The organism is Rhizobium sp. BK196 (assembly GCF_014193255.1).
GTDB lineage: Bacteria > Pseudomonadota > Alphaproteobacteria > Rhizobiales > Rhizobiaceae > Rhizobium.
Window position 1 is genome coordinate 243,996 of sequence record NZ_JACHZB010000009.1, and the last position, 19,926, is coordinate 263,921.

The following is a 19,926-nucleotide window of genomic DNA, read 5'->3' on the forward strand; positions in this document are numbered from 1 at the left end:
CGTGTGATACCGATTTCTTACTGCGAAGGAGGCCGTTGAAGCGCATCGCCAAGCGTCGCATCTCGGCGAAGGCATCAGATCCATGCTTCAAGCATCGACCTTGGTGGCCTGCCGGTCCGTCAGCGGGCCTCGCGGCTTGATGCACAGCGCGGCGGGGGCCACCGTCGAACATGCATCCGGTTTCGGGATCTCGAACCAGCTCCAAGCTTGAGGTGACTGGCGGCACATCGCTGGCCTGTTTCCTTTCGGCCCGCCGCCAAGCTACCCAGCAGCCGCTCCAGATTTGCGAAGCTGCCGGTGTAGCCTCGCTGCTTGACGTCATGAAACAGATGCCGCCCACGGCGGCTCCCCCCTTTCCAGCATTGAGCAAGGAAGGTTTCGAAGTACCATGGTGATGTGGGATTCAGTGTTGCTCGCCGCCTGTCTGCCGGAGCCTCGAACTTGAGCCAGTTCGTTACGCTGCAACGTTCATAGCCGCTCCGTCGAGCGATCTCGCGGTAGGACAGCCCTTGCTGGCGCAAGGCATGGAGCATCTCGAATATTTCCTGGCGAAATGCCTGTGGGCGAGCCGAACACGCCGGCGATGCGTTGCGGCGTCAACAATTGCGTCCTCCGACAGGATGGACCTGCCCGTTGCGCGTCCAGAAAGGCTCATCTGTTCTTCGATCGCCGCGCGAAGGTTTTGGATCAGATGGAACCGATCGGCGACCTGTCAGGCCCTCGGTGCGCCTTCACGCACGGCCTGCGCATGCAGGCCGCAGCGGTCCCGGCTGACGACCTCGACGGTCGGGTGATCACGAAGCCACTGGGCCGCACTGTCGACGCTGCGGTCGTCCAGTATGTCGACAACCGAGCGGTGCTCGAGATCTACTATGATGGTTCCATAGCTTGTAGCCCGCCGCCAACTCCAGTCATGGATGCCGACTACCCGGACCTCGGAACTCCGATGAGAAACCGCGGCATCGCTCTTCAGTTGTCGGAAGATGTCGTCGCTGGCCGGCATGCCGAGACGTTCCATCAAACGCTGGCGTGGACAGCCGGCCGTGGCCGAGCCAACCCCACAATCTCTCCGACCCCCTTCTCGTCCGGCGCGCATAGGGAGCAGCGATCATGTGTAACCGGTCAGTGAACGTTAGTCGTGCGCATTCCCGATTTGCGGAAAGCCAGCGCCTCAGCAGGAGCTTCACTGTCACCGGCTCGCCTTGCGCTGGTAGATCCTGGAGGCGGAGGTTAGACCAGCCACCTACCTCGGCTTAGACGTCAACAATCGGGACAAATCCCAATCGCGGATCCAGCTGCGGAAACAACCCAACCGTCATCAACAGTGAGCGTGATACCCAAAATCTTGACTCCTGGCCCGGGCGACCATTTCGATTTCGTTCGCATTCCCGCCATAACGACACTATCCCTAACGGCAGATGAACCACACAGAGTGAGGAAGAGCCCCTAAATATGACGCTTTTCGTTTTGCGCCTGAGGAAAACACCTCTTGCTATCGTCCACTGACCGCTGCCTGGCGCGTCAATTGGCCGACGTCATTCCTCGAACCGCCTTTTGAACATCAGGCAATAACCTGAGATGTTGAAATGACCGAGCCTATCGGGTGCGGCGTCGCGCGTCTTCGGGCCCTTTACATGTGAGCGTTGCCGCGAAATACCATACGGTGATTGGCCAATTGATCTGAAGCTCTGAAAAATGCATCGACTATTCGACAGATTTGCCATCGCAATCTGCGGCGGTATCATGATCATCATTCTTCTCGTCACCATCTGGGGTTTTCAACCCGCCTACGAATTCGTCTGCCATGGCGATGATGGAAGCTGCCCGCGGGCGCGCGAGTGGATATCGGCGCTCAGCGGCTGGGCGGCGGCGGCGGCCGCATTCGCGACGATCGGCATCCTCCTCGAGCAACTAAAGGCCCAGAGACAGCAGACCGATTTTCAACTCGGCGACGCCGCCCCATCGATCGACGCGGTTCAACACATCAACCGCAACAGCAAAGTGCAGATCCGGATCACCAATTGGAACCGTCGACCAATGATCGTCCGATCAATCGCCGCGAATGTCGGCGACGTCGCATTCGACGTGATCCGCGCGGGTGCCGCGAACCTTTCAAACGTTCAAAGACATGAAAACGTCCTCACGTTTCAACCGGCCCTTTTGGTGCCGGGATGGGTCGATCGCTCCAAGGCGCCCCATATCGAGAAGATCGATATCGAGGACATTGCCGGCGGCGCCGACATACTGCGTTTCAAGGATGCCGCATTCTCCCTGAAATTCGAATTGGCGGGCAAAAAGCAGATTTTCACCGAACGCATCGAATTGCACACGACATTCGAGGAATTCCACGAGTAACAATGCGACGCATCATTTGGGCGAAAATCTGAATGCGAGTTTGCGCCGCTAATTGCCGATAAACTCGGGGAGAAGCGTTTACGGGACGATTGCGATAAACTATCTTGCTATTTATTGAGAATGAATTCGTCGGCAATTGTGGAACGCACGCGCTAATGTGGCATAGCCTGTCAAACAATTCCAATCGGCCGGCCTATAGCTACGTGCAGCCAAATCGTCAGGGAAACATGACCACGACGGCGCTGCTCAACAGCCTGATGGAGTCTAGCGCCTTCGAGCGGCTGAAATCGATCCGGTTCCTGGGTGGCATCGATTACCTTCTCGTGCCTGCACCGAACGGGGCGCGGCACCGCTACTCGCGCTACCAGCATAGTATTGGCGTCGCGCGGCTTGCATTGCGCTATGCGGCCCAACGCGACTTCTCGCCGAAACAGATCGATGTGCTGACGTCGGCGGCATTGCTGCACGACATCGGACACTCGCCGTTCTCGCACTCTCTGGAGCCGATTTTCGTCAAGCATTTCGGCATCGATCACCATCAGGCGACGATGCAGGTCATCAAGGGAGAGGTGGCGAAGGTTCGCTCCGTTCACGACACGCTCAAGCGCTTCCACGTCGACATTGACGCGGTCCTCAACGTCCTGTCGGGCGACGACGCTTGTTTCGAGGGCTTCTTTTCCGGCCCGATCAACTTCGACACGATCGAGGGCATCATGCGCTCTCGGAGTTATGCTGCGAGGGAAACGTGGTCGTTGGTGAGCCCGGAAGCGATCCTCGACGCGGCCGTGAGACGCGAAACCACCAGCGATCGTGACAAGGTGGACGGGTTCTGGGAATACAAGGATCAGGTCTACAGGCACGTGATCAATTCGCCGCTCGGCATATTGGCCGACAAGGCGTGCCAGCTCCTCATGGAGCGACATATTGGCCAGTTCGGGCCGCAAGACTATTTCTCGACCGAGCGGACCGCTTTCTCGAAGATTCCCGGTCTTCACAAACTCCTGAAGGCCAGCAACTTCCCAAGAGCAGTCAGCGACCTGATCGACGGGCCAGTTCCGTTCAAGGAACGGCGTTTCGTCGTCGACAAGGGCGGCGATTTCCACAATCGGGAAGACAGCCAGCGATACAGGCAGACCAAGCAACCGCGCGAACTGCCTCTATCAGCCGCCACGGATGTCGACATTGAACATTACGCATGGAAGTCATTTGATGAGCGCATACAGTCTGGCCAGAGACTTCTCTGAAAAGAAATTGAGCGAGCTTCGCGGCGCACTGGAAAGCATCGTTCCTGCCGACGAGGTCGTTGTGACCTGCGGATCGTATGCTCGCCGCGAAGCGTCCGACAGTTCCGATCTCGACTTCTTCATTATCACGGAAACCGACCAGAATCATCTGTTGGATGATAGTGCTTCCTCCGTCGCCTGGGTCGATGACGTACGCAAAGCCGTCAGCGACATCGTTCCGATTGAGCCTGCCACCGGCGGCGCATTCTCCCAGTTTGAGCAACGCGACGCAATGCTCCACAATATCGGCGGCGCGGCCGACAGCAACGCCAAGATCACCCGGCGGATGCTCCTGCTGCTCGAGGGTGAGTGGCTTTTCAATCAGGAAAAATTCAAGGCGGTCCGCCGGCAGATTCTGGAGCGCTACATCACCGACAAGATCACCGATCACCAACTGACGCTGTTCCTCCTCAATGATATCATCCGCTACTATCGCACGATCGCAGTGGATTACGAGTTCAAGTCATTCGAGGGCGAGAAGCCTTGGGCCATCCGCAACATCAAGCTCATCTTCTCTCGCAAGCTTCTCTACGCGAGTGGCCTCTTCAGCGTCGGCCTGACCGCCGACCTTCGACATGATCTTAAGGTCAAGCGCCTCGAGGAACTGTTCGACCTTCCGGCGCTGGAGCGTCTCGGCGAGATCTGCGGAACAGCTCGGATGGCCGACGTGAAGGCCTGTTACAACAGGTTCCTGGAGCGCCTCGCCGATGCGGAGACCCGTAACAAGCTGATCGGGCTTCGCAAGGAGGACCGCAACGATCCGGTGTTTCGCGACCTAAAAAATGAGGGCCATCATTTCACGCGCGAACTCATGAAGCTTTTCGAGAACACCTTCGATTCAACCCACCCGATCCACAGAGCAGTGATCTTCTAAGGTCGTCCCGCGGGGGCATGAGACCGACCGGCGGCATTGAATGCGATGTCATAGCGCGTGCGATTATGCGCGAACTCTTTTGGTTGCGCGACATATTCTCGCCGATGAATATCGCCCCGCTTCCAAACCTACGAGGAGGCATGCAGCGAGCGCGTGGCATGCTATCGCGCGTTCAACTCTTCCTGGAACTGAACCACGCAACCTTTGGCCGCGCGAGCCACTATCACGAATCGAACGACGCAGTCTTTCGCAATGCCGAGGGCATTACCATGACCGTTCACAGACCGCTGGACCAGAGCCGTTTCGCCGCACCAACTTCGATCTCGACAATCATCAGCTCGTCACGCACACCGACGCCTCAACGATGTCGTCGGTCTGCAGGTCTATTTTCTGAGCGACGCCGCCTTCGACACTCAACGCACAAACCTTGCCTCCTTCACGGCGACCGCTAGCCCCTAGCCGACGTCCGCTCAAGGCCAAGGCAGCACGAATCCGAAGGTTGACTCGGTGCTAGTGCCGATGAAACGCCAGGTGCTCGATCTGACGGCCGGTTTCAAAGGCGCCCGTCTGCTTAAACCCGTCTCGCTCTTTTGTGGATCGCCGTCGCGGCCCGGCTCATGGTCCTGGCCCCAATACCGACTGGAGCGACGGCTCCCGCCTCTCCAGCCCTTACCCGGATGCCAACTCGGGCGAAGTCTTTTGCCGCCGGGCGATTTTACATTGCACGAAGACGTGATCGGAGAGCCAGGACGGACGCGATCGCCTCAAGGGCCAGGGTCGTCTGCCGGTACAAGCCGATCGTTTCGCGGCGACGATCTTTCACACGACGGGATTTGCTCTTCCAAGAAGACAGAACCGTTTTGGGAGCACCCAGCAATATAAAGTTGTGAACAATTGAAGACGCACGTCAGAAATCCGCAGTCTTGTTCTCGACAGATCGAACGACGTCAGCATCAATTAGTAACGAGACAGGTCGAGGGGAATATGATGAAGAAAATACTGCCATTTCTATCGATAACAATTGTAATGCAAGGCTGTACGGCGGTGCCACGCATGCCAGATGGGAGTCCGGACGGCATTATTCAACTGGCCGATATTGTCGAGTGCGAAATCATTAAGACGTTCAACGAAAACGAAAAGGAAACCGGAGCAAAATTCGAGAAATGGGCCGCCAACTATACGATCACCCAGAACATCACGCAGACGGATGGCGCAGGCCTCGATCCACTCACATGGATAACGCCGACGGGCGTCAGAAAATTGAACATCGTCGCCGGCGCCGGCGTGGCGCAGGAGGCCTATCGCAACGGCAAAGCGGAATATAGCGTCTTTGTGCGGGAACCGAAATCCAGAGCCTGCGAGCGCGTGGCCGCCTACAAGGATATCAAGGTCGAGCCTCGCGACTTCAAACTCAGGGAATGGGTGTCGCAAATCTCCCATCAACTTCAGGACAAGCAACTGAACAACTTCAGCTATTCGGTGCGCGTGCAGGTGACGACCAGTGCCGGGATCGGCCCTGATTTCGAGAGCGGCAAATGGAAAGCGATCGGCACCCTCTCGCGCGAGCGCGTCACCGTCAAAACCGTCGACTTCGCCTTCGCGCCTGTCCCCGGCAAACCGAAGCCCACCGAAGTGATCGTGGTCGCGCCCATTCCCGAAAGAACCCGCCCGGCGGCGTCGATCGAAAAGCTCGTCCCGCGGCAGAGGGCCCACGGCGCGCGTCAAGGAAGCGGGCCTGCGATCGTGCCGCAGTCAGTCATCATCGAAAACCGCGGCATTACCCAGGGCCAGCAACTCGATCGCGTTTCGCCGAACGGCATTCTGGACCGATAGACGGCTGCGACTCGCTTACCTGTGACGACACCTTCTCGCTGGTGTCGCTGGTCTCGGCCGGCCTTGGCATCGGCTTCGTGCCGGAATGGACGCAGGATCTGCCGAACCGTGGCTTTGAGCTCAAGAAGGTGAGGGGCATCGACTTCAAGATCGGGCTCGGCGTTGCCTGGAACCGGGAAGATCCAACTGCCGGCCGGGATGACATCATCGATATCGCCCGATCGCTGGTGCGGCCGGGCAGGTGAGGGCCGGACGTCTGTTATCGGGTGCCACCGCCGCGACGTTGACCGGAAAGCGGAACACTGGGACGCGGGGCAGTCGGTCCCGCGTCTCCTCCGGACCGCTCACGCTGACGCTCCTGCGGCTGCCCTTCTTCACGCCCTCGTGTGACGCGAATTCCCGCTTTCCCGCACCTATGGTGCGATCGCTACGCTGAAAGCTCCGATATGCTTCTTTGTCTCTTGCTTCGATCCCTTCCGGGATCGAGGCTGCACTCTGATTTTCCGCTTTTCAGTCGATTCCGCGACGAGCGACTCGACTCATTCGAATCGCATCCCATGTGACTCTGCCGTGACATCGAAAGGTATTGCGTCATGGACAACCTTCAGACACCGATCCGTCCGCTGCAGGTCGAGATTGACGGGATGGCGAAATATCGTCAGGCCCGCAGCGTCGAGGATCTCGCCGCCTTCCTGCTCAGCGAAAAGTGGCCGCATCTCGAAAACGATCCCGCCGCATTCCATCATGCGCTTGCGACCTCGATGGACGCAATGCAGCTCTATCTCGATCCGGAAGTGGCGCGCCAGGCGTTCGTGGAGGCAGCTCACGCTTCGCAAATGCATATCCTGCCGGACGATACGGCCGGATGAAAAACACCAATTGAGCGATAACAAAAGCGCCACCAAGCGGGGCAGTTGGCGGTGTCATCACAGTCATGTCCGCACCCGGTAAGGTGACTGCAACCATGCATGCCGGTCCCTGGGAATGAAAACCGAGAAGTGATACTAATATGGTCGAGCCGTGATGCGGCCTTGCTCTGCAATCACCTGACCGCACCTCAAACCGCTCTGCGCTGGTTCCGTTCGGTGCGTTGCCCCGTCGATAGGAATAAGCCTTCGCTTTGTATTTCGAAGCCGCCAAAACCGTCGGCAGCTCTTGCGGTCGCAGGCAAGAGTATGGGGATCAATGGAATGCCGACAAGGGTGGCTACCGCGTTCCTTGATCGGACATGTTCGAGCACATAAACCTCCCTTTGCCAGACTGCTGGGATGGGCGATACGCAAACTCGGCCATCCCAGCAGTACGCCGCACCTCGAAGAGGGGCGATATTGTTGAGGTTGCGAGAGTTGGCATCTACCAGATGATGGATGCATCAACGCAGGTATCCTGTGAACGAAAACTTTGTACGTGCTGTGCGCATTTAACTGCGCTTAGCTGCCTTTTGGGACGCAGGCTGCGCACTGGCCCGGTCCGATCTGACTAATGTGCTCGGGCCCATTATGGAGGAACCCGCATATCAAGAATCCGATTAAGCCTGCGCTCACATCGTTTTGCACGTGGACCTACAACGACCCTCGCGTCGCGATACCAAGGTCTCCGCAGACACAGCTCTGTGTCCGTGCGGAGAGAGGTCCTACGGTTCGAGTACTGCGTTAGGTGACGGTGAGAGAGAGTGGGCATGGCAATATCCGCGCGCAGATGGAGTGCTCTCACGAAGGACGGCGGTGCCGCTAGCGCGCCATGGAAGGGGCAATGATGGCTGCGATCTCACTCACCAGACCCAATCACTCCATCCGAGTGCCACTATAGAGCTTTATTGGTCCCAGGACTGCGTCGTTGCGGTCTACGTTAAAGACCGCTCCCCAAACACTGAAAAAGTGAAAGTGATAATTGCATCCTACAGACGCATAACCCCCGGGATATGCCCACTGATCCCAAGATTGGCGTTCGGCCTCTGAGACTTGGGACCGAAATCTCCTAACGCATTCAAATCCTGCCTTCTGAAAATATTCTTGCACTTCAAGGCCGCGGCTCATCATGGATGTATCCGACTTAATTCTTGAATTCGCTGTTTGAATATCCTTCGGGTCGATCGCAAAATAGCCAAACGGCCCTTTTTTTGTTTTCTGGAACTCAGACAGATAAAATTTATACATAACTCCACAAGACGCGACTAGAATTGCTATATTGAGCCCAACTAGCGCGCGAAATTTAGTTTTGTATTCCATAATTTTACCTTGCAGAAATGACTTTTCCATATTCTACTGGTTGTATTTTAACGGAGGCTTAAATGGGGACGATTTTTGTTGGAGGTCACCTTCTCGGCGCGCTGGCAGGCGGCGAACTGCCACAATGGGGTGGGCACTTATTCCTTCTGAAAAGTGACGATGCCACGGCAAGTCTCGATGATCGGGTTATCCGCGTTGGTCCAACCAACGACACTCCGGTCGTCGGCAACGACGCTTGGGGTAAAATGGTGCTTCAGACGGACATCAGCTATGGCGGCTCCGAGGACGATCCCGCTGTTTGGGCAGATAAGAATGGTAATCCAGCAGATCCAGCACAGTACTGGGGTTATACAGCCTTGGATGTGACAGGCTTGCCTGACATTGACCAGATTTGGAATACCCTCGTAGACATTGCCCATCAGGTCGAAGCATACGCCATCGACTATGATTTGGTGAACCAGAACTCGAACTCGTTCGTCACAACATTGCTTGCGGTGCTGGGAAAAACGGTTCCTTACATCGTGAGCGCAAACGGACAAGATTACTGGTATCCTGGCACCCAGCACCTTCTTTCGCACGATTGGCTCAGTGGTGCCCTTTCGCTCTACACGTATAAAATTCACGGAAATGGCCTCGATACAGCCGGAAATCCGGTAAATGATTCCCTCCACGCAATAGACTGGTACGGCGGACCTCTCCTCCCAAGCCCAGGCGACTCGCTTTGGGGGCTTCAAGGTGATGATGAGCTATATGGAAGTGTCGGACGGAATTTGATCGTTGGCGGCCAAGATAGAGACCTTTTAGATGCCGGCAGCAATCACGACACGCTGGTCGGTGGAGACTTCGTAAATCGGGAACACCCCGCCGACGGTGAGAACGTCAATGTGGAGGACATCAATCTTCGCCTTTATCATCCAGAGTGGAACGATGATGCAAAAGATATCCTCAAAGGAGGAATGGGTGTTGATACCTACCTTGTATCTCACGAACAGAAGTCTTTCGAAGGTTCTCTGGCAGATGCGCTTGAGCATATCGATATAATCGACGAAAGTTCCGGGGACGGCCTCGGGTTTATCAAGATTCAAAACCACCAACCCTACGATACGCCCAATGGTCCGGTCGACGAGACCTGGGCGATTGAGGCTGCTGGACAGTTTGCGGTCGGCTGGGAAGATGCCGAGGGTACTCACTATTACAACACAACATGGTCAAACGAACAGACGGAAACGGATTGGACCGTTTCCGTCATCGTGTCGAACATCCTTGACGAGAACGGGAACCAATACGTTTTTCTGGTTCCGGACTACCCGAATTTCGGGTCACCTTACGTTGCCATAAAAGGGTTCCGCCAAGGGGATTTCGGAATCTACCTAGATGGTTACGTCGGCCCGCGGGAAGGAACCGATGGTGACGATACTATCCTGAACAACGGCGGTGAAGGGAGCTTCGCGGCCCGAGACAACAGCACTTCCAACACCGTTATACTTACGTCAGATCCAGAAAGTAATCAGCGGATTCACGCCGGTGCCGGTGACGACATAGTCTATGGACGGGGCGGCCAGGATGAAATTCGAGGAGACGAAGGCAACGATCATCTTTTTGGTAACCAAGGCGATGATCTGCTGACGGGAGGCGTCGGAAACGATACCTACCACTATGAGCTCGGCGACGGCGCTGACACGATTGTCGAAACAGCAGAATTTGCCGGAGAGGCGGATCGCATCATCTTCGCCGACGTAACGGCGAGCGCCGTATCGTTATCGCTTGTCGAGGACAAACTCCTGATCAACATCGCCGGAAATTCGGGAACAGATGAAGGATCAATTGTCGTCGAAGGATCGATGAACGGAAGCAAGAACGAGGGCGTTGAGTTCCTGGAATTCTCCGATGGTACCGTCTGGAATCGCCAAGACATTATCGCTCATATTGGCCAGGGACCCTCGAACGGCGAAATCATTGGCACGACTGGAAATGATGTTCTTACAGGTACATCCGGCGCGGATATCCTGAAGGGGCTCGATGGCGACGATCAGTTCGATGGGCTTCTCGGTGACGATTATCTCTACGGCGGGCTTGGCGACGATTTCCTCAACGGCGGCGAGGGCAATGACGTCTATCATTACGCATCTGGTGATGGAGACGACACGATATCGGATGTCGCCATCAACCTTGACCAAACGGACGTCTTGCGCTTTTCCAATCTCAACATCGGCGGCCTGACCTTTTCACGCTCGGGGGAAGATCTTTTCATCACGGTCAACGCGACAAGCGAAGTTATTACCGTCGAAACCCAATATTTCAGCGCCGGTCAGGGATGGGCGCTCGAGAAGCTAATCTTCGCAGACGGCACCTTGCTCAATCTGGATCATATGCCGGATACCAGCTGGATCTATGGAACGGCTGCGTCCGAGACTATCGACGGAAACTGGGGCAAGGACTACATCTTTGCCGGCAAGGGCGACGACATCATCAACGGCAGTGCCGGCGGCGACGTCTACTTCTACGCAAGCGGTGATGGCAGTGACGTAATCAACGATGATGTGGGCTTCACCGACGCCGTCGATGTCATCCGCTTCATCGACCTCGACGCCGACGATCTTTCGATCAAGCGCCATGCCGACGATCTGGAACTGACTGTCGCAGGGACGGGCGATGTCATCACTCTGAAAGGCCAGATGAACGAAGACCCGGGCGATTGGGGCATTGACAAGATCGAGTTCTCCAACGGCAATTCCTGGAACCGTGCTACCATCATTCAACATGGGTTGAATGCCGAGGACATCGTAACCGCGTACGGAACGGCAGGGGACGACACATTGTTCGGAACCTCCGCGCATGATCTCTTCGATGGCGGGCAAGGCAACGACTATCTACTCGGCGGATACGGGGCTGATACCTACCTTTACTCTGCTGGCGACGGGACCGACTATATCGATGACGAAGCCAATTCTGAATATCAGGTCGATATCCTCAAGTTCACCGACCTCACTCAAAGTGACATTAGCGCGGAGCGCGACGGCTTGCACTTGAAGCTGACGGTTCTCAGTACCGGCGACACAATCACGCTGGACGAGGAGTTTGTGTCCAGCTCGGAATACTGGGGCATCGAGAAAATCGAGTTCGCCGATGGCACGTTCTGGGACCGCGATGATATTATGAGCCTCGGGGCAGCGGCGCCAACCCTTACGGTAAACCAGGCCGCTGTGTCTCAAAGCCAGCAAGCAACTGCCGAGATCGATAGGCCGTCCGCAGACGTCATCACGTTCCCTGGCGCCTCTATTGAGGTTACCGTTTCCGATCATTCGCTTCATTCTGAGGTGAGCAGCCTGAATGGCAGCTCTTCTGGATCCTTCGATAGCGGTACCGGCGAGATCATTTCTCTGGCCGATTTCCTCGAGGCCTCGGAGCATGTGGACGTTGCGAACGACCTTTGGTTCGAGCCGGAGCCGATCGGCGCTGTTATCTAAGCCCGTCGCGAAAATAGCGGGGGCTGTCCACGCCCCCTTTTCCAGTCCTTGTTGAAAGCAGCAATCAATGTCCACGGACGTTCGCAGCCACCTGCGCCGAGCCTGGATCGAGGTCATCTTCTTCTCGGTCCTGATCAACCTCTTCCTGCTCGTCCCGTCGATCTACATGATGCAGGTTTACGATCGCGTCTTACCGTCGGCGAGCATACCGACCCTTGTCTATCTCTCCTTGATTGCACTTGGCGCGCTGATCTTCCTCGCAACTCTCGACGCCGTCCGCGCCGTCTATTGTCAACGCGTGGCGCTAACGCTTGACAAGCACCTTGGAGAAGAGGCGTTCATCGCGTCCATCAGTTCGCACCGGGCGGCGATCGGCGACATCCAACCCCTGCGGGACCTCGCCACCACACGTTCGTTCGTGGCGTCGAAAGGGCTTGCGAATGTGATCGACCTGCCATTCGCGCCGATCTTCGCCGTCATTTTGTACTTCGTCCATCCGGTGCTGTGTCTGGTGACCGTGGCGGGTGCTTTGGCGATGATGCTGATGGTCGGCGCCAGCCACTATGCAGCGCGTGGCGCTGCAGGAAAAGCTCAGGAGGCCGCCGTTTCTGCGAACCTGCTTGCCCAGGCGTTCACCCGCAACCGGGAAACGGTGCAGGGAATGGGCATGATCGGCCATGTCACCGAGGCGTGGGGAAAGAGGTTTGCGGAGGCTGCAAATCTCCAGGACAAGGCATCTGCGATCAATGCCGTATTTGCGGGTTCGTCGCGCACGCTTCGGATGGTGCTGCAGCTTTCGATCCTTGGAACTGGTGCGGTCCTGGTCTTACAAGGGCAAATGACAGCGGGAATGATTTTCGCGTCGTCGACGATATCCGGCCGGGCGCTGCAGCCAATCGATCAGCTCGTTGCGGGCTGGCGTCAGATCGTCGATGCGAGAAAAGCCTGGAAACGGCTCGGATCGGCGATCTCCAGCGGAACAGAATATCGGGTTGATCGCCTTATCCTCCCCGAACCCGAGGGTCGTCTGACGGTCAAAAATCTGTTCTGGTCACCAGTGCGCAGCCGTACCGACGCATCGACCGCGATCATCAAAGACGTAAGCTTCGACCTAAAGCCGGGGGAGGCGCTCGCAATTCTCGGCCCAAGCGGCTCCGGAAAATCATCCCTTGCAAGGTTGCTCGCGGGCGTGGTCGAACCTAGCGGAGGCGCGATCGCGCTGGACGGCGCGGACTTCCCGACGTGGGACGGAAAGCAGTTAGGCGGCTATATCGGATATCTTGCCCAGGACGTTCAATTGCTGCCCGGAACGATCGCCGACAACATTGCTCGCTTCGATGACGCGGCTGCCGATAGCGACATCACCGACGCGGCTGCCCGCGCACAGGCTCATACGCTGATCACCGGTCTCAAGCAGGGTTATCAGACGACGATGGAAGCTTCTGGCGGTTCGCTGTCCGGTGGTACACGCCAGCGGATCGGTCTTGCTCGGGCGTTCTTCGGCAAGCCAAAGCTTCTGATCCTCGATGAACCGAATTCCAATTTGGATGCCGAAGGGGAGGCCGCGCTCGAAAAAGCACTGCTTCAAGCGAAGGCCCAGGGGACAACCGTAATCATCGTCACACATCGGCCAGCGATCGTCGTCAAGTGCGATAAGGCGCTGGTACTTCGAAGCGGTGCAGTCGATGCCTTCGGACCAGCGTCTGACATTCTTCAGCGTCTCTCCGGCGGGAAACCCCGTCCGGTCAATGGAAACAGACAAATCGTCTCCGACAGAAATAAGCCTGAAATAGCCGACGCCCCGGGAAATCCAGAGGTCGGCCTTATTGAGGGCACCGCATGACAATGTCCACCGAAGGTTCAAGTTGGAAGAGCAAGCTCAGACACTCTGCCCGTACCCCCGCATTGATTGGCTATGGTGCCGTGCTGCTGATGGGGGCCACGTTTGGCCTATGGGGTGCCTCAGTGCCAATTTCGGGGGCTGCGGTGGCAGCCGGAACGATTGCGGCTGCGGGACGAAACATTCAGATGCAGCATTTGGAAGGTGGTATTGTCCGTTCGATATCAATCCGTGAGGGCGATACCGTGCACCGTGGTGACACGATCATGGTGCTCGACGACACGGCTGCCCGCACCCAGTTGAACAGGCTTGCAAAACAGTGGCTCTCCTTGTGCATCCGCATCGAGCGGCTTGGAGCCGAACGTGATGGCGCGATCGAGCTGGGTAAAACTCGTTGTAGCAAACGACTGCCGATCGATGTTGATCCGAGCGAAATCGCTTTGGAAGAAGAGAAGGAATTTATCGCCCGTCTTGCCCGCTTCCGATCGGAGCAGACCATTCTTGAGGAGCGTCTTGACCAGCTTGACGAGACCCTTTCCGGTTTGAGGGAGCAAAGAGCTGCCGTTCAGAAGCAGGCAGACGTTGTAAAGGATGAGTTGCAACGCAAGCAGTCGCTGGTCGAACGAGGGCTGATCAATCGATCGGACTATACGGAGCTTCTGCGGATCGACGCCGACCTGTTGGGACAGGCGGCTGCCATCACCTCAGAACAGGCAACAACCGGGTCGCAAATCGCGGAAGCCAAAGAGCAGGTGGAACGCCTGCGAACCCAGCGCACGGAAGAAGCCGTCACGAAGCTCAACGAATCCAAGAATTCACTGCGCGACGTGGAAGAGCAACTCGCCGCTGCTTTCGTGGTTCTGGAAAGAACCGTAATCAAGGCGCCTTCGGATGGCATCGTGGTCACTTCGGCGTACAACATGGTCGGTAACGTGATCGGACCGGGCGAGAAGATCATGGAAATTCTCCCTACTGCAGATCGCCCACTGGTCGAGGCGAGGCTGCAGCCGAAGGATATCGATGTCGTTCAGTCGGGCCAGCACGCACGCCTCCGATTTACAGCCCTCGATGCACGACGGACCCCCGAAGTTGAGGCGGTCGTTCACCGGGTGTCAGCCGATCGCCTCGTCGACCAAGCAACGCAGCAGCCTTATTACAAGGCACTCCTCGAGATAACTGAAAGCTTGCCGACAGGCATTGGCAAGAACGATCTTCATCCGGGGATGCCTGTGGAGGTATTTATCAGCACCGGCGACCGAACGTTTTTCGACTACCTGATCAAGCCTTTGCTTGATTCCACGAACCATGCGTTTGTCGAGGATTGAGTTTGACAGCGTTTTGGAGATAAAGGGCCGGCGGTTCGAAGTGGTTCAAGGCGACCAAAATTCTACTCAGACTCGGCTGATTTCATAATCGCGTAGGGATCTGCGCCAATCGCCCTGCTGACTTTGACAAACTCAGCAGGGTCAAGCCGCCGTTCGCCAAGTTCAAATTTCGAGACAAAGGTTTGGCGCCGACCGATCCGTTGCCCTAGCTCAGCTTGCGTAACATTTGCGGCCTTTCGAGCCGCAATAAGGGCGTCGATCATCCGGCCATATACAATTGCGTGAAAGGAGGACAAGTCAGATCGCCAGCTGAAGAAAAACCAGCGACCTCAATAAACCCGGTTTCCGGATACCCCAAAATAGGGTATCAATCAGGAGTGGCAGAGGGAGAGGTCATGGAACTACGCCAGCTATCCTACTTCGTTGCGATGGCCGAGGAGCTGCATTTCGGCAGAGCCGCAGCCAAGGTGAGTATCACCCAGCCTGGCCTGTCGGACGCGATCCTGGCATTGGAGAAGGAACTCGGCGTGCAGCTCTTCATCCGCTCGACACGACGGGTGGAACTGACAAGGGCAGGGGCAGCCTTCTATGAGAGGTCTGTTCGGATCCTGAGCGAGGTGGACCTGTCGAGGGAGATCGCCCGCTCGGTTGGCGGGAGGTCGGCGCGCAAGATTGCCATCGGCACCGTCTATCCCGCCACGATCGGCGTGCTGCCGTCCTTCCTGGCGCGCATCGGCCGCAAATATCCCGATATCCGCATGCATATCGAAAGCGGCACCACCGATGACATCATCCGCCATATCGAGGCAGGCCGCATCAATCTCGGCTTCATCCGGCCGGTGGAGAATATCGGCTCGCTTCGCTTCTTCTCGATTGCCCATGAACGCTATCTGCTGGCGGTGGCCAAAGAGAGCCCGCTGTCATTGAAGAGCGAGATCGATCTCGAGGATCTGAGAAGCGAAAAGATCATCTCGTTTTCCCGCCAGAACCTCTCCTACAGCGAGCGCTATTTCGCAGAGAAGTTCGAGGAGCATGATCTGACTGACAATGTCACTTACACCTGCGACGACACCTTCTCGCTGGTGTCTCTGGTTTCAGCCGGCCTTGGCATCGGCTTCGTGCCGGAATGGACGCAGGATCTGCCGAACCGCGGTTTTGAGCTGAAGAAGGTGAGGGGCGTCGACTTCAAGATCGGGCTTGGTGTCGCCTGGAACCGGGAGGATCCGACTGCCGGCCGTGACGATATCATCGATATCGCACGGTCATTGGCACGGCCGGGCCGGTGAGGGAGGGCGAGGCTTTCGCGTTCTGATCTGGGCGACCCGCTAAGCAGATAGCTTCAATATGCTCCCGCGGCTGTGACTCGACTCAACGGTCGCCAGCAGCCTTTGAGATCTCTGGCGTTGTCCTCACGTTCTTTTGAGCAAGTCCAAAGGAAGCTTTCTGCTGGCGGACAGCACTTATCCCTATCAGTCGACCGTCGAGATCGAAGTCGAGATCGATTTGACCATCGACCGCGGCCGGATCACAGCAATATGTGAACCCAAAAGGCGGCCTGTCGTCCTCCGTTTTGAGCTTGATATAAGCTGCGTCTACACTGTCATCATAGCTTATCTTCACTGTCGTGCCTTTACGTTCGCAATGTAACTCGCAGGGTTTTGGGTCTGATCACGGTGGTAATTCGGTCGCCGAATAGGCGCGCCGAAGACCCTACGATAATAGGCTTCCGAGTTCGTAAGATCGAGGAGACTCAAGCGACTCTGATGCGAAGCTCTAAGCCCCTTGCATCGTCAGGCGTGCGAACCCGTTGCGGCAGACGCTTGCGCCTCATCGAGTTTTTCAAGCAAGGAGGCGAATATATCACTCCCTTCCTGAGGAACAGCAAATACGGGCAATCTGCGCAACTGGCGCGAGGATGCCTCGTGCGTGGCGTAATGGGCTATCGACTTGGCGAGTGCTTCAGCAGGTTCGGTCATGCCGGTATAACCTGATTGCGGGATGCTGGTTCCAACGGATCTGGCGCGCGGGGTCAGGCCGCTCAATCCAAATTGGTCGGCGTTTAATGCCGTCGTAATCAGGGCATTTTGCTCAAGCCGTGCACTCGCCTATGCAGGCTTTACGAGATCGTGAATTTGCTCGCGGGCCCATTGCTGGCCCTGATGCCCGTGTGTCCGCTCATGCCATATGAGCTCCACCTGAAACCGTTCCGAAAGCCAGGGAATTTCTATCCACGCGACTTCGGCCAAGCGCTCGCGTATCAGGCGTCGCGGCACCAGTGCAACGAGCTCGCTGCTGGCGACAATGCTCGGAATAACGAGGAATGAGGCGGCGGAGGCAACAATGGCGCGAGAGTGACCGAGCGCTTCAAGGGTGGCATCGACCGGCGTAGAGAATCCGCCGCCTGAAGGAGAGACGATGACCTGTTCAAGTCGGGCGAAGCCCGCTGCAGTCGCGCCTTCCTTGATGCGAGGATGGCCGGGACGACCAATGAGAAGATAGGTTTCCTCGAATAGATGCCGGGTACGCAGCTGAGCCTGCCCGGCATCCGGCGTGGCGATGGCCAGATCGACATCGCCATCGGTTAGTTGCTGCGTGCCGCTCGTCATTGTTACTGCTTATTTAACGGCCTAAACAACCAGTCATTCGAGTTTCTCGTATTCGGTTGGTCCTAAACCGATAGACTTCATGAAATCGTTTAAATAACAATAGTGGCCAGCCCCAGGAACCTCTGACCAACGAGCGGGTCCAATTTCGCTTTCCTTTAGCCATGTCTCTTCAGACTCTTCGCATACGAATATAATCTCACCGGTCGTTTTTACACGGACAGGAACGACCCAACCTTGATTGCAGTTGGGACACCAATGTTTTGTGTTGGCCACGGATATGCTGACCTTATCTCTGAACCGCCAACGTTCATCACAACAATGCGGATATTTGTCTCTCCGACGACCTGCCCCTTCAGATGCCAAAATATCACGTCGAGGAAGGAGAAGTGGGAGGGTGAGGTTCAGGAGACAAGAGCAAGGAACGGACTCGCTGCAACCATTCTTGGCCGTTTAATCCATGTGCTTGGTAATAGTACTCACACCCCAAAGCCGCCAAATGCTCTTCAATTTTCAATGGGTTCCTTGTGAATAGCCACAAAAGGTGGTCAATCTCAACTATCGTGGCTTCAATCTGATTGACCGGCTCTGCTCGACGGAAAGCCGAGATGACCTCCGCATCGCTGGCTCCTTCGGTATCCCAATCCTGGTGGAAATATCCGCCCATTAGTTGTTCTAATTTTTCAAACCGTACTGTCATGGAACTGGGAATCCGGTGATAATTTTATATCCTGTTGGCATTGTAGGATCGCGCTGAATGACCACACGGACGTTTGACGATGGCACTGAGGCCGTCGAACCACGCGTCAGCACATTCCCGACCGGGGTTGCGCCACTATTCGATTAGCATTTGAAGCCACTGTCAGCGTGCCATTGGGGGTGGATCCAGACTGTGTCGCTCGGTGCTGTAACCGGAGCGCATTCTCACCGACGGCTTCGCATTCAAAAGATCGGCGTATCTTCGGTCGCGATACCACCATTCAATATCTGGCAACTCTGACCGCAGTGAATCGAACAACTCCCAACCCATCTCGTAGAAAGCGTTATATTCTTGTTCATCTTCGAACCCGATGCGCGTGGGATCAGCTAAATCGAGAGTTTTATCGAAGGCTGCCTCCCATGAGTGCAGCCGCTCTCTCAATGCTTCAGAAATCTGTAAAGTGTCAGGATTTACATTCTTGGCATCTATCATATCCCAGAGGCACCAGCACAGGTAATCTGACATCAACTTCATTCTACGGTTTGGATTTTGCATAATCTCACCCTACGGCCCGGAGGTGGGGTTTGCGCCAACAATAAAGCCGTTGTCTCCAACTGTTATTGCCGTGTATTGGGTTTTGCCTTTATAGTCACGTTTGTAGATTGGGCGTCCAGTTCCTGTGCCCTGATAGTCGACGATCTTTCCATCCCTCAAAGCAGTGAACAGGGCAACAATTACTCGTAGATGATTGCTGCGTGTGTTAAGGCTAAATAGTCCCAGCGGGTCAGCTGAAAGCGCATCATTTGTTGCGCATGTTTTCGTGTAGTTTCACGTTGTTTCCAAACGTTTCGTGCAAATCTCGGCCGCGTTTGCTTCCACGCGCTATTCCGAATGCAACTGCTTGGGAAATTCTCACTGGGTTGAGCTGGATGACCTTCGGCCCGTCCAGCACTGGCTGGCCGTAATCAATGCTCGGCTTCTTGTTTTTCCCATGAACGAGTTTGCAGGGCTTCCACTCCATGAACGGCAAGCGCCGGCGGAGCATCTCGCCAAAATACATGCCTACCTTCACGGAGGTCACGAGGGTCTCGTTGGTGAGCGTCCAGTGCTCAAAATCGATCGGCCGGTTCTCGTCAAAGCGCATGACGCGCTTCATGTATTCCATTTCCTCCGGCGTATAGGGTCGGGTCTTCACCTGCATTTCATACCAGTCGCCAAGTCGCAGCAGCGATTCTGGTGCATAGTCGGCCTGCCAGTCGGCAAATCCGTCCGTTTTCCTGACCGAGGCAATCACCTCGTCCAGGCAGGCCGGTAGGATGCTCATGAACCAGGAAAAAAACGCATCGACCTCCTTCTTCTCCCTTGCCTTGTGGACTTTGGAGTCAACATTGTAGGCCAGCGTAAACATAGAATGGTTC

14 protein-coding genes and 1 pseudogene are annotated in these 19,926 nt (G+C 56.2%); 9 read left to right on the forward strand and 6 right to left on the reverse strand.

The features are described 5' to 3' along the window. Positions 1-10: 10 nt before the first annotated feature. A pseudogene (locus FHT78_RS25635) lies at positions 11-1,386 on the reverse strand (ISL3 family transposase); the annotation flags it as partial. Positions 1,387-1,743: 357 nt separating this feature from the next. Here FHT78_RS25635 and FHT78_RS25640 point away from each other — a divergent pair. The 9 genes from FHT78_RS25640 to FHT78_RS25690 all read left to right on the forward strand — a co-directional run bounded on the left by FHT78_RS25640 (position 1,744) and on the right by FHT78_RS25690 (position 16,491). Then, the gene (locus FHT78_RS25640; RefSeq protein ID WP_183749358.1) at positions 1,744-2,355 is read left to right on the forward strand and encodes a hypothetical protein; all 612 of its coding nucleotides are present in this window, start codon (positions 1,744-1,746) and stop codon (positions 2,353-2,355) included. A gap of 227 nt (positions 2,356-2,582) precedes the next feature. Further along, a complete protein-coding gene (locus FHT78_RS25645; protein ID WP_183749359.1) occupies positions 2,583-3,599 on the forward strand; it encodes an HD domain-containing protein in 1,017 nt (338 codons plus the stop codon). Beyond that, complete coding sequence (locus tag FHT78_RS25650) at positions 3,565-4,512, forward strand: nucleotidyltransferase domain-containing protein (protein WP_183749360.1); 948 nt, start codon at positions 3,565-3,567, stop codon at positions 4,510-4,512. The genes FHT78_RS25645 and FHT78_RS25650 overlap by 35 nt, the downstream gene beginning before the upstream one ends. Before the next feature lie 1,535 nt (positions 4,513-6,047). After that, positions 6,048-6,590 (forward strand): LysR substrate-binding domain-containing protein, encoded by a 543-nt coding sequence (locus FHT78_RS29495; protein ID WP_246715417.1) that lies wholly within the window; start codon positions 6,048-6,050, stop codon positions 6,588-6,590. Positions 6,591-6,938: 348 nt separating this feature from the next. After that, positions 6,939-7,214: a DUF982 domain-containing protein gene (locus FHT78_RS25665; protein ID WP_183749361.1), complete on the forward strand. Its 276-nt coding sequence runs from the start codon at positions 6,939-6,941 to the stop codon at positions 7,212-7,214. Positions 7,215-8,635: 1,421 nt separating this feature from the next. After that, positions 8,636-12,040 carry a calcium-binding protein gene (locus tag FHT78_RS25670; protein ID WP_183749362.1) on the forward strand — a complete coding sequence of 1,135 codons (3,405 nt, stop codon included), beginning with the start codon at positions 8,636-8,638 and terminating at the stop codon, positions 12,038-12,040. A gap of 67 nt (positions 12,041-12,107) precedes the next feature. Continuing rightward, positions 12,108-13,883 (forward strand): type I secretion system permease/ATPase, encoded by a 1,776-nt coding sequence (locus FHT78_RS25675; RefSeq protein ID WP_183749363.1) that lies wholly within the window; start codon positions 12,108-12,110, stop codon positions 13,881-13,883. Then, the gene (locus FHT78_RS25680; RefSeq protein ID WP_183749364.1) at positions 13,880-15,205 is read left to right on the forward strand and encodes an HlyD family type I secretion periplasmic adaptor subunit; all 1,326 of its coding nucleotides are present in this window, start codon (positions 13,880-13,882) and stop codon (positions 15,203-15,205) included. Before FHT78_RS25675 ends, FHT78_RS25680 begins: the two co-directional genes overlap by 4 nt. Positions 15,206-15,600: 395 nt before the next feature. Continuing rightward, positions 15,601-16,491, forward strand: a complete 891-nt coding sequence (locus tag FHT78_RS25690) for a LysR family transcriptional regulator (protein WP_183749365.1) — start codon at positions 15,601-15,603, stop codon at positions 16,489-16,491. A gap of 504 nt (positions 16,492-16,995) precedes the next feature. Here FHT78_RS25690 and FHT78_RS25700 read toward each other — a convergent pair. From FHT78_RS25700 to FHT78_RS25725, 5 genes are all read right to left on the reverse strand, one after another. Continuing rightward, a complete protein-coding gene (locus tag FHT78_RS25700; RefSeq protein ID WP_183749366.1) occupies positions 16,996-17,181 on the reverse strand; it encodes a hypothetical protein in 186 nt (61 codons plus the stop codon). A 129-nt stretch (positions 17,182-17,310) separates the two neighbouring features. Beyond that, positions 17,311-17,811: a LysR substrate-binding domain-containing protein gene (locus tag FHT78_RS25705; RefSeq protein ID WP_246715418.1), complete on the reverse strand. Its 501-nt coding sequence runs from the start codon at positions 17,809-17,811 to the stop codon at positions 17,311-17,313. Between the two features lie 367 nt (positions 17,812-18,178). Beyond that, positions 18,179-18,508, reverse strand: a complete 330-nt coding sequence (locus tag FHT78_RS25710; RefSeq protein WP_183749367.1) for a contact-dependent growth inhibition system immunity protein — start codon at positions 18,506-18,508, stop codon at positions 18,179-18,181. A gap of 162 nt (positions 18,509-18,670) precedes the next feature. Then, entirely contained in the window at positions 18,671-19,033 is a 363-nt protein-coding gene (locus FHT78_RS25720; RefSeq protein ID WP_183749369.1) for a hypothetical protein, read from the reverse strand. Between the two features lie 274 nt (positions 19,034-19,307). Then, positions 19,308-19,916 carry a hypothetical protein gene (locus tag FHT78_RS25725; RefSeq protein WP_183749370.1) on the reverse strand — a complete coding sequence of 203 codons (609 nt, stop codon included), beginning with the start codon at positions 19,914-19,916 and terminating at the stop codon, positions 19,308-19,310. Between the last annotated feature and the right edge of the window lie 10 nt (positions 19,917-19,926).

Excerpts from the sequence above, each read along its gene's own strand:
- FHT78_RS25640 (WP_183749358.1), top strand. The coding sequence starts at position 1,744 with ATGATCATCATTCTTCTCGTCACCATCTGGGGTTTTCAACCCGCCTAC.
- FHT78_RS25645 (WP_183749359.1), top strand. The coding sequence starts at position 2,583 with ATGACCACGACGGCGCTGCTCAACAGCCTGATGGAGTCTAGCGCCTTC.
- FHT78_RS25650 (WP_183749360.1), top strand. The coding sequence starts at position 3,565 with ATGAGCGCATACAGTCTGGCCAGAGACTTCTCTGAAAAGAAATTGAGC.
- FHT78_RS29495 (WP_246715417.1), top strand. The coding sequence starts at position 6,048 with ATGGAAAGCGATCGGCACCCTCTCGCGCGAGCGCGTCACCGTCAAAAC.
- FHT78_RS25665 (WP_183749361.1), top strand. The coding sequence starts at position 6,939 with ATGGACAACCTTCAGACACCGATCCGTCCGCTGCAGGTCGAGATTGAC.
- FHT78_RS25670 (WP_183749362.1), top strand. The coding sequence starts at position 8,636 with ATGGGGACGATTTTTGTTGGAGGTCACCTTCTCGGCGCGCTGGCAGGC.
- FHT78_RS25675 (WP_183749363.1), top strand. The coding sequence starts at position 12,108 with ATGTCCACGGACGTTCGCAGCCACCTGCGCCGAGCCTGGATCGAGGTC.
- FHT78_RS25680 (WP_183749364.1), top strand. The coding sequence starts at position 13,880 with ATGACAATGTCCACCGAAGGTTCAAGTTGGAAGAGCAAGCTCAGACAC.
- FHT78_RS25690 (WP_183749365.1), top strand. The coding sequence starts at position 15,601 with ATGGAACTACGCCAGCTATCCTACTTCGTTGCGATGGCCGAGGAGCTG.
- FHT78_RS25700 (WP_183749366.1), bottom strand. The coding sequence starts at position 17,181 with ATGACCGAACCTGCTGAAGCACTCGCCAAGTCGATAGCCCATTACGCC.
- FHT78_RS25705 (WP_246715418.1), bottom strand. The coding sequence starts at position 17,811 with ATGACGAGCGGCACGCAGCAACTAACCGATGGCGATGTCGATCTGGCC.
- FHT78_RS25710 (WP_183749367.1), bottom strand. The coding sequence starts at position 18,508 with ATGACAGTACGGTTTGAAAAATTAGAACAACTAATGGGCGGATATTTC.
- FHT78_RS25720 (WP_183749369.1), bottom strand. The coding sequence starts at position 19,033 with ATGTCAGATTACCTGTGCTGGTGCCTCTGGGATATGATAGATGCCAAG.
- FHT78_RS25725 (WP_183749370.1), bottom strand. The coding sequence starts at position 19,916 with ATGTTTACGCTGGCCTACAATGTTGACTCCAAAGTCCACAAGGCAAGG.